The organism is Chromobacterium sphagni, from assembly GCF_001855555.1.
Taxonomy (GTDB): domain Bacteria; phylum Pseudomonadota; class Gammaproteobacteria; order Burkholderiales; family Chromobacteriaceae; genus Chromobacterium; species Chromobacterium sphagni.
On the sequence record NZ_MKCT01000086.1, the window covers coordinates 1 to 9,224 of the forward strand.

The following is a 9,224-nucleotide window of genomic DNA, read 5'->3' on the forward strand; positions in this document are numbered from 1 at the left end:
ATCACCGGGGTGGTGAACAGCGTCAGCACCTGGCTGACCATCAGGCCGCCCACCATGGTGATGCCCAGCGGTTCACGCAATTCCGAGCCCATGCCGCCGCCCACATCAGCGGCAGCGCGCCCAACAGCGCCGCCATCGTCGTCATCAAATCGGCCGGAAACGCAACAGGCAGCCTGGTAGATGCCTCGCGCGGCGGCATGCCTTGCTCCCGCTCCGCTCCAGCGCGAAGTCGATCATCATGATCGCGTTCTTCTTGACGATGCCGATCAGCAGGATGATGCCGATGATGGCGATCACCGACAGATCGGTGCCGGACAGCATCAGCGCCAACAGCGCGCCGATGCCGGCGGAGGGCAGGGTGGACAGGATGGTGATCGGGTGGATATAGCTCTCGTACAGCACGCCCAGCACGATGTACATGGTGACGATGGCCGCCAGGATCAGCCACAGCGTGTTGCTGAGCGAGGCCTGGAAGGCCATTGCCGCGCCCTGGAACTTGGTGTCCATGCTGGCCGGCAGGCCCAGGTCGGCCTCCGCTTGGCGGATGGCCTCCACCGCTTCGCCCAGCGACGCGCCCTGCTTCAAGTTGAAGGAGATGGTGGCGGTGGGGAACTGGCCCAGGTGGTTGATCGCCAGCGAAGTGGAGCGCTCTTCAATCGTCGCCACCGCGTCCAGCGGCACCGGGCCGCCGGCGGCGGTGGGCACGTAGATGCCTTTCAGCGACAGCGGATCGCGCTGGTGCTGCGGGTCCACCTCCAGCACCACGCGGTACTGGTTGGTCTGGGTGAAGATGGTGGAGATCAGCCGTTGGCCGAAGGCGTCGTACAGGGCGTTGTCCACCGCGGCGGTGGTGACGCCCAGGCGCGAGGCGGTGTCGCGGTTGATGTTGACGTAGGCTTGCAGGCCCTTGTCCTGCAGGTCGCTCGCGACGTCGGCCAGCGACGGCTCCTGCTGCAGCCGGTGCACCAGCTTGGGCACCCAGGTGGACAGGTCGTCCTGGCTGGTGGCTTGCAGCGTGAACTGGTACTGGGTGCGGCTGACGCGGGCGTCTATGGTCAGGTCCTGCACCGCCTGCAGGTACAGCGCCATGCCGGGCATCTCGTCGGCGCGCTGTTGCAGCCGCGCCAGCACGGTGCGGATGTCGTCGCGCTCGCCCTTGGGCTTGAGGTTGATCAGCAGGCGGCCGCTGTTGAGCGTGGTGTTGGTGCCGTCGACGCCGATGAACGACGACAGGCTTTCCACCGCCGGGTCTTTCAGCAGCGCCTCGGCCAGTTTTTCCTGGCGGTCGGCCATCGCGCTGAAGGAAATGGACTGCGAGGCCTCGCTGATGCCCTGGATCGAACTGGTGTCCTGCAGCGGAAAGAAGCCCTTGGGCACGTAGATATATAGCGCCGCCGTCAACGCCAGCGTGGCCACGGCCACCAGCAGCGTGGTCTTCTGCCGGTCCAGCACCCAACTGAGCATTTTGCCGTAGCGGGCGATGATGTCGTCGAAGAACTTGCCGCTGGCGTGGTAGAAGCGGCCCTGTTTTTCTTCCGGCACATGCTTGAGCAGGCGCGCGCACATCATCGGCGTCAGCGTCAGCGAGATGAAGGCGGAAATCAGGATGGACACCGCCAGCGTGATGGCGAACTCGCGGAACAGCCGGCCCACCACATCGCCCATGAACAGCAGCGGAATCAACACCGCGATCAGCGAGATGGTCAGCGAGATGATGGTGAAGCCGATCTGCTTGGAGCCTTTCAGCGCCGCGGCCAGCGGCTGCTCGCCCTCTTCGATGTAGCGGGCGATGTTCTCGATCATCACGATGGCGTCGTCCACCACGAAGCCGGTGGCGATGGTCAAAGCCATCAGCGTCAGATTGTTGATGGAGAAGCCGGTCAGATACATCACGCCGAAGGTGCCCACCAGCGACAGCGGCACCGCGACGGCGGGAATGATGGTGGCCGGCACGTTGCGCAGGAACACGAAGATCACCATCACCACCAGACCGATGGCCAGCATCAGCTCGAACTCCACATCCTCCACCGAGGCGCGGATGGTGACGGTGCGGTCGCTCAGCACCGCCACGTCCACCGAGCCGGGCAGGGTGGACTTGAGCTGGGGCAGCAGAGCCTTGATGCGGTCGGTGACCTGGATCACGTTGGCGCCCGGCTGGCGCTGCACGTTGAGAATGACGGCCGGCGTGGTGCCGGCCCAGGCGGCCAGGCGCACGTTTTCCGCCGAATCCACCACTCGGGCCACGTCCTTGACGCGCACCGGCGCGCCGTTCTGATAGGCGACGACGACGTTCTTGTATTCTTCCGCCGATTGCAGCTGGTCGTTGCCATCGACGGTGGATGCCTGCAGCGGGCCGTCGAAGCTGCCCTTGGCCTGGTTGACGTTGGCGTTGCCGATGGCGGTGCGCACGTCTTCCAGCGTCAGTCCGCGCGAGGCCAGCGCCTTGGGATTGCTCTGGATGCGCACGGCCGGACGCTGGCCGCCGCTGATGCTGACCAGGCCCACGCCGGGCACCTGCGACAGCTTCTGCGCCAGCCGGGTGTCCACCATGTCCTCAAGCTTGGTCAGCGGCAGGGTGGGCGAGCTGACCGAGATGGTGAGGATGGGGGTGTCGGCCGGATTGACTTTGTTGTAGATCGGAGGACTGGGCAGGTCGGCCGGCAGCAGGTTGCCGGCGGCGTTGATCGCCGCCTGCACTTCCTGCTCGGCCACGTCCAGCGTCAGGTCCAGGCTGAACTGCAGCGTGATCACCGAGGCGCCGCCGGAACTGGACGAGGACATCTGCGACAGGCCCGGCATCTGGCCGAACTGGCGCTCCAGCGGCGCAGTGACCGAGGACGTCATCACGTCCGGGCTGGCGCCGGGATAGAGGGTGACTACCTGGATGGTGGGGTAGTCGACTTCGGGCAGCGCCGAAACCGGCAGCATGCGCCAGGCCACCAGGCCGGTCAGCAGGATGGCCACCATCAGCAAGGTGGTGGCGACCGGCCGCAGGATGAACGGACGAGAGGGATTCATGCCGTGTCCTTGCGCTTAGTTGGCGGCCGAGGCGTGACGTTTGCCCCAGTCTCCGGTGGCGCCGTGCTTGCGATGCGGCTTGCTTTCGCTGGCGGCGGCAGCCGCTTCGCGGGTCTGGGCGGCACGGTCTATCACCTTGACCTTGGCGCCATTGCGCAGCTTGTCCACGCCGTCTATCACCACCTGCTGGCCGGCCTGCAAGCCCTGCTCGATGATGGTGTTGTCGCCGGAGGCCGGGCCCACCTTGATCTTGCTGATGCTGACGGTGGAATCGGCGCCCACCGTGTACACGTAGTTGCCCACCTTGCCCAGTTGCACCGCCACGGTCGGCACCACCACCGCGTCCTTGCGCACGCCCAGCTGCAGGTTGACGTTGACGAATTGGTTGGGGAACAGCTGCTGTTTCTCGTTGGCGAACTTGGCCTTGATATTGATGGTGCCGGTGCTGGTGTTGAGCTGGTTGTCCATCGCCAGCAGCTTGCCGTCGGCCAGCTTGTGGCGGTTGTCGCGGTCCCACGCTTCCACGCTCAGCCGTTTGTCGTTGGCGGCGGCCTGCAGCACCTGCGACAGGCTGACTTCCGGGATGGCGAATACCACGTTGATCGGCTGGGTCTGGGTGATGATGACCACGCCGTTGGCGTCGCTGGCGTGCACGATGTTGCCCGGGTCAACCTGGCGCAGGCCGACGCGGCCGCCGACCGGCGCGATGATACGACTGTAGTCCAGCTGCAGCTTGGCGTTGTCCACCGCGCCCTGATCCAGCTTGACGGTGCCTTGATACTGTTTCACCAGTGCCTCCTGGGTGTCCACCTGCTGCTTGGCGATGGAGTTCTGTCCCAGCAACTGGCGGTAGCGGGCCAGGTCCAGTTGGGCGTTCTGCAGCAAGGCCTGGTCGCGCAGCAACTGGCCCTGGGCCTGGGTCAGCGCCGCCAGATAGGGGCGCGGGTCCAGTTCGGCCAGCAACTGGCCCTGTTTGACCAACTGGCCTTCTTCAAAGTGGACCTTTTCCAGTTGGCCATCCACCCGGCTGTGCACGGTGACGGTGTAGGTGGAGTTGACGGTGCCCAGTGCATTTAGCTGCAGCGGCGCATCCATGGTTCTTGCCGTAGCCACGCCCACCGCCATCGGCGCGCCGCCCTTGGCGTTGGCGGCGGCTTCCTTTGCGCTTTGGCTGTGCTGATGCCACCACCAGCCGCCCCCCAGAACGGCGACGGCGGCAATGATTAAAGGCAGGCGGTTGGGCTTGGCGGATGTGGGGGTCGACATGCGGTGTGCTCCGGACGGACGATTCACTTGTTATTAACTGGCAGAGCATGACATTTTTTCATGCTTTATGCTGCGTTTATGCTAAAAGCCGGGCAGCCTATGCTGGCTGCGTTGTATTTAGAGTGACCGAATTGTATTAGCTTGGTTTTATCCGGAGCGCGCTTTGTGTTTTGAATTGTTAATTCAAAATGAGTGTTTACTTTCTTTGTTTGTATTGGTGTAAAAGCTCGACTCGACTGTTGGGCGTAAGTGTTTGATTCCCGTGTGAGAGCCGGTTTGAAAAGCTTGCCGGGTGTGATTTTTACCAGGGGTTGATTTTTTACATTAATCTCGGCTTGGCTTGCGTTCGACCGGATTTGGCGCGCGGGGGATTGCGCTGAATTTCGGCGATGGCCGCAGAGGCGGATTCATTCAAACAAACTGGGGGAGGAGGCCGCTGTCGCTGCGGAGCGACAGCGGATTGCCGCAGGCTGTGCCATAGCCCAGGCCGGGGGCAGGTGACGCGGTCGGGCGCGACAGTCAAGTTTCAGGCGGCGGCCCACCGGTGGTGGTGGAGCCGGGCGCGCCGTCCGCCCCGTCTTGTTTACCAGGATTTGCCTCGGCCAGGTTTGACATGGCAACGCGGGTTGTTTCTTTTTCGAACATGACATTTTCGTTTTTTGCGTAATTTGCCTGATTTAGGCTAGGCAATGCGAACGAACGATGTCATTCTTTTCCGCTTTGATTATTCGGGCCCGGCTACCAGCCAGGGCGGCGCGGACCAAGCCCCGCGCGGCAGAACAATAGAGTGAGTTGGATATGGACAAGAAACAAGATGCGCCTGAGTTGCGCCGCTCGCTGCAGGCGCGCCATCTGTCGATGATCGCCATCGGCGGTTCCATCGGCACTGGCCTGTTCCTGGCTTCCGGCGCCACGGTGGCGGGCGCCGGCGCAGGCGGCGCCTTGCTGGCCTATGCGCTGGTGGGTCTGATGGTGTATTTCCTGATGACCAGCCTGGGCGAGATGGCGGCGTTCATGCCGGTGTCGGGCTCTTTCCAGGTATACGGTTCGCGCTTCGTCGATCCGGCCTTCGGCTTCGCCCAGGGATGGAACTACTGGTACAACTGGGCGGTGACCATCGCGGTGGAGTTGGCCGCCGCGGCCATCATCATGCACTACTGGTATCCGGCGGTGCCCGGCGTGGTGTGGAGCGCCGGCTTCCTGGCGCTGATCTTCGCGCTCAACTATTTCTCGGTGAAGGGCTTCGGCGAGGCCGAATTCTGGTGCTCGATGCTGAAAGTCGCCACCATCATCGCGTTCATTATCGTCGGCTTCCTGATGATCTTCGGCATCATGACCGAACCGCAGCCGCAGCGCATCGCGCCGGGCCTTTCCGTGATGACGCAGGGGCAAGGGCCTTTCGTCGGCGGCCTGGCGGCATTCGTCGGCGTGGCCATGGTGGTGGGCTTCTCCTTCCAGGGAACGGAGCTGATAGGCGTGGCGGCCGGCGAGTCCGCCAATCCCGGCCGCACCATTCCGCGCGCGGTGCGGCAGATCTTCTGGCGCATCCTGATGTTCTACATGCTGTCCATCCTGATCATCGGTCTGATCCTGCCGTACAACGATCCGCTGCTGTTGAAGAACGAGATGAAGGACGTCGGCGCCAGCCCGTTCACGCTGGTGTTCAACCGCGCCGGCCTGGCCTTCGCCGCCAGCCTGATGAACGCGGTGATCCTGTCCGCCATCCTGTCGGCCGGCAACTCCGGCATGTACGCTTCCACCCGCATGCTGTACGCGATGGCCAAGAACGGCATGGCGCCGGTTCGCTTCGGCAAGCTGACCGCCGACGGCGTGCCGCGCAACGCGCTGTACGCCACCACGCTGGTGGCCTGCCTGTGCTTCTTGACCTCGCTGTTCGATAGCAACGCGGTGTATATGTGGCTGTTAAACTCGTCCGGTATGACCGGCTTCATCGCCTGGCTGGGCGTGGCCATCAGCCACTACCGCTTCCGCCGCGCGTATGTGAAGCAGGGTTATGATCTGGCCGACCTGCCTTATCAGGCCAAGTGGTTTCCGCTGGGTCCGCTGTTCGCCTTTGCGCTGTGCATGTTGATCATGCTGGGTCAGAACTACACCGCCTTCACCGCCGCCAAGGTGGACTGGAACGGCGTGATCGCCACCTATCTGGGCATTCCGCTATTCCTGGCGCTGTGGTGGGGCTACCGCATCAAGCACAAGACCCGCGTGGTGCCGTTGGCCGAGGTGGACCTTGCCGATGCCCATCGCAAGGCGGTGGAGTTGCGCGAGGAAAGCCGCGGCGGCCGTTTGGCGGCAGCCAAGGCTTGACCACCAACGCCCATTCGTATTCGTCGCATCCGCATCAAGAAAACAGGCCCCGTCGGGGCCTGTTTGCATATGGGGCGTGGTCTGGTTGCGGCCGGCACTGCGCCGGTGCGGCGGGGGCGGTTTCACGGAAGCGGCGGCGAGGCGTCCACTGAGGACCGGCCTGCTGGCTGAGCCATGGCGAGCGCAGCGTCTGCCGGGTGGCCAAGCCATAATCCATCGAAGGAGAATCGCATGTCTCTGATTGTTCATTGCGCTTATCAAAATCCGATCAACGGCGGTATCCTGCCTGCGGTGCCGCAGGTGGCTCAGTCTCCCCGGCTGGCGCCGGCTCAGGGCGACCACGTGTTTGGGGATGTGGTCGGAGTTGTCGGCAATGCCTTGACCGAAATATTCGGCGGCGGCGTCAATTGGCAGAACCGTATGCGCGCCTACAATGCGAATTTGGCCGCGCAGTGGACTGGGCTGACCCAGGTCGACCTGGGCCACACCGGAGCCCATCCGCCGGTTGTCGCCCGCCAGGGGGCGCCGGAGGTGGATCGGCATGCCCATATGTTCGGCGGCTATGGCAACCGTCTGCAGTGGTATTGGTGCGAAGTCGTCTGCGCCGGTTTTCAGGGCGGAATCGAAGATCGCCGGGTCGGCGGCAAGACTCAGGCTTGGAAGAATCAAGTGATGGGAGCATTTGACGAGGTGATCAATAACCTGGTCGATGAAACCGCCTTGCGCGCCTATATCGCCAATCCCGGACAAACCCGCCAGGCCGATCCGAATAGTGTTTTGCATACCCCGGTGTCGTTGGCCCGGGCGACGGCGATCGCCAACGGGCTGAATGGCCCCGGCAAGGCGCGCATCCAGCAGATTCTGGGTAATACCAATCCTTGCGCAACGCCATCCTGGGCTTGCTGGACCGTTTCGAGACAGTGGTGAAGACTTTCAATCCCAACAATAACAGCTGGGCATGATTCCTTTGCCGTCAATTTGAGAGCCGCGCCTGGCTGGCGCGGCAACGGGCCGGCGAGATGCGGTTTTTCGTCTCCGGCCTGACCCCAGTCCGCGATGAATTCGGTTTGCGCTGCCGCCGCGCTGCGCGCAATGGCTGTGCTGGAATAAAGGCGCCTCTGGCACGCTGGCTTTTTTACGTTTACATTTACGATCCTGAAAAGATTTAAACGTTTGCCCGCGGAGCCGCCCTGATGCAGTTGCTGTCCATCTTTTTGACCAAATTCCTGTTCGTGATGGCTGCGCTGCTGCCCATCATGAATCCGCCGGGCCTGGTGCCCATCTTCATCTCGATGACGGCGCGCAACACGCCGCAGCAGCGTCGTTATCTGGCGCGCCGCATCGCCTTGTATTGCGCCTTGCTGCTGGTGGGCAGCATGTACGTCGGCGGGTATGTGCTGTCGTTTTTCGGCGTGTCGCTGCCGGTGGTGCAGATGTCCGGCGGCCTGTTGATCACCTTCGCCGCCTGGCGCATGCTCAACGACAATCCGGCCGAGGCCAGCCAGCCGTCCGCCGAACCGGCGCGCGGCGACAGCCAGGCCGAGCTCAAGCAGCGCGCCTTCTATCCGCTGACCTTTCCCTTGACCGTGGGGCCGGGCTCCATTTCCGTCGCCATCACCATCGGTGCCACCCTCACCGGCAGCGGCAAGGGCATCGTCCGCTATGCGGTGGCGCCGCTGGCGGGCTCCGCCGCCATTCTCGTCTGCAGCGTGCTGGTCTACCTGTGTTACAGCAATGCCGACAAGCTGCTGCGCTACTTGGGGCAGACCGGCTCGGTGGTGTTCCTGCGCTTGTCCGCTTTCATCCTGTTGTGCCTGGGGGTGCAGATCATGTGGGATGGCTTGGGCGAGCTGGCGGCGCAATGGCTGCGCGACAACGCCGCCAGTTTTCACTGATCGCCGCGCGCATCCCAGACGGATTTTGTTGACTTGAGGCAAGGCGAAGGGAGGGCGGAGGGGCGCAGACTGTGTGCATGACATCGGTCCACTAAATGGAGACGAACCATGAGCACCAGCGCTTTCTTCATTCCCTCTGTCAATCTGATGGGCGCGGGCTGTCTGCGGCAGGCGATAGACGCCATGCGCGACCATGGCTTCCGCCGCGCGCTGATCGTCACCGATCCGGGCTGGTCAAGTCCGGCTTGGCCGGCAAGGTGGCCGGCATGCTGGGCGAGGCCGACATCGAGCCGGTGATCTTCGATGGCGTCCATCCCAATCCCAGCTGCGCCAACGTCAATGCCGGCCTGGCGCTGCTGAAGGAGAAGCGGTGCGACGTGGTGGTGTCGCTGGGCGGTGGTTCGCCGCACGATTGCGCCAAGGGCATCGCGCTGGTGGCGGTGAATGGCGGCAAGATCCAGGATTACAAGGGCGTGGACAAGTCCGCCCGGCCGCAGCTGCCGCTGGTGGCGATCAACACCACCGCCGGCACCGCGTCGGAAATGACCCGCTTCTGCATCATCACCGACGAGTCGCGCCATATCAAGATGGCCATCGTCGACAAGCACACCACGCCGATGCTGTCGGTCAATGATCCGGAAACCATGGCCGGCATGCCGCCGTCTCTCACCGCCGCCACCGGCATGGACGCGCTGACCCACGCGGTGGAGGCCTATGTCT

At 63.5% G+C, this 9,224-nt stretch carries 9 protein-coding genes; 5 read left to right on the plus strand and 4 right to left on the minus strand.

Going from position 1 to position 9,224, the window contains the following annotated elements; translation table 11 throughout:
* The 4 genes from BI344_RS26235 to BI344_RS25935 form a co-directional block, all read right to left on the minus strand.
* Window positions 1–92 (minus strand): efflux RND transporter permease subunit (locus BI344_RS26235; protein WP_420912623.1); only part of this gene is annotated, 92 nt, incomplete at its 3' end.
* A gap of 52 nt (window positions 93–144) precedes the next feature.
* Window positions 145–3,018 (minus strand): MdtB/MuxB family multidrug efflux RND transporter permease subunit, encoded by a 2,874-nt coding sequence (locus tag BI344_RS21790; RefSeq protein ID WP_277620475.1) that lies wholly within the window; start codon window positions 3,016–3,018, stop codon window positions 145–147.
* Window positions 3,019–3,033: 15 nt separating this feature from the next.
* The gene (locus BI344_RS21795; RefSeq protein WP_071114893.1) at window positions 3,034–4,284 is read right to left on the minus strand and encodes an MdtA/MuxA family multidrug efflux RND transporter periplasmic adaptor subunit; all 1,251 of its coding nucleotides are present in this window, start codon (window positions 4,282–4,284) and stop codon (window positions 3,034–3,036) included.
* Between the two features lie 519 nt (window positions 4,285–4,803).
* A complete protein-coding gene (locus BI344_RS25935; protein WP_275638922.1) occupies window positions 4,804–4,929 on the minus strand; it encodes a hypothetical protein in 126 nt (41 codons plus the stop codon).
* 153 nt (window positions 4,930–5,082) lie between these two features.
* Between BI344_RS25935 and BI344_RS21800 the strand changes: the two genes are divergently transcribed.
* From BI344_RS21800 to BI344_RS21815, 5 genes are all read left to right on the plus strand, one after another.
* On the plus strand, window positions 5,083–6,609 hold the full coding sequence (locus tag BI344_RS21800; protein ID WP_071114894.1) for an amino acid permease: 1,527 nt from the start codon (window positions 5,083–5,085) through the stop codon (window positions 6,607–6,609).
* Between the two features lie 231 nt (window positions 6,610–6,840).
* Window positions 6,841–7,536, plus strand: a complete 696-nt coding sequence (locus BI344_RS21805; protein WP_071114895.1) for a hypothetical protein — start codon at window positions 6,841–6,843, stop codon at window positions 7,534–7,536.
* Window positions 7,537–7,802: 266 nt separating this feature from the next.
* Window positions 7,803–8,504, plus strand: coding sequence for a MarC family protein (locus BI344_RS21810; RefSeq protein ID WP_071114896.1), 702 nt, complete (start codon window positions 7,803–7,805; stop codon window positions 8,502–8,504).
* 108 nt (window positions 8,505–8,612) lie between these two features.
* Window positions 8,613–8,801, plus strand: a complete 189-nt coding sequence (locus BI344_RS26240) for a hypothetical protein (protein ID WP_241499445.1) — start codon at window positions 8,613–8,615, stop codon at window positions 8,799–8,801.
* Window positions 8,771–9,224: iron-containing alcohol dehydrogenase (locus BI344_RS21815; protein WP_241499446.1), on the plus strand; the 454-nt coding region annotated here is incomplete at its 3' end. The genes BI344_RS26240 and BI344_RS21815, both read left to right, overlap by 31 nt.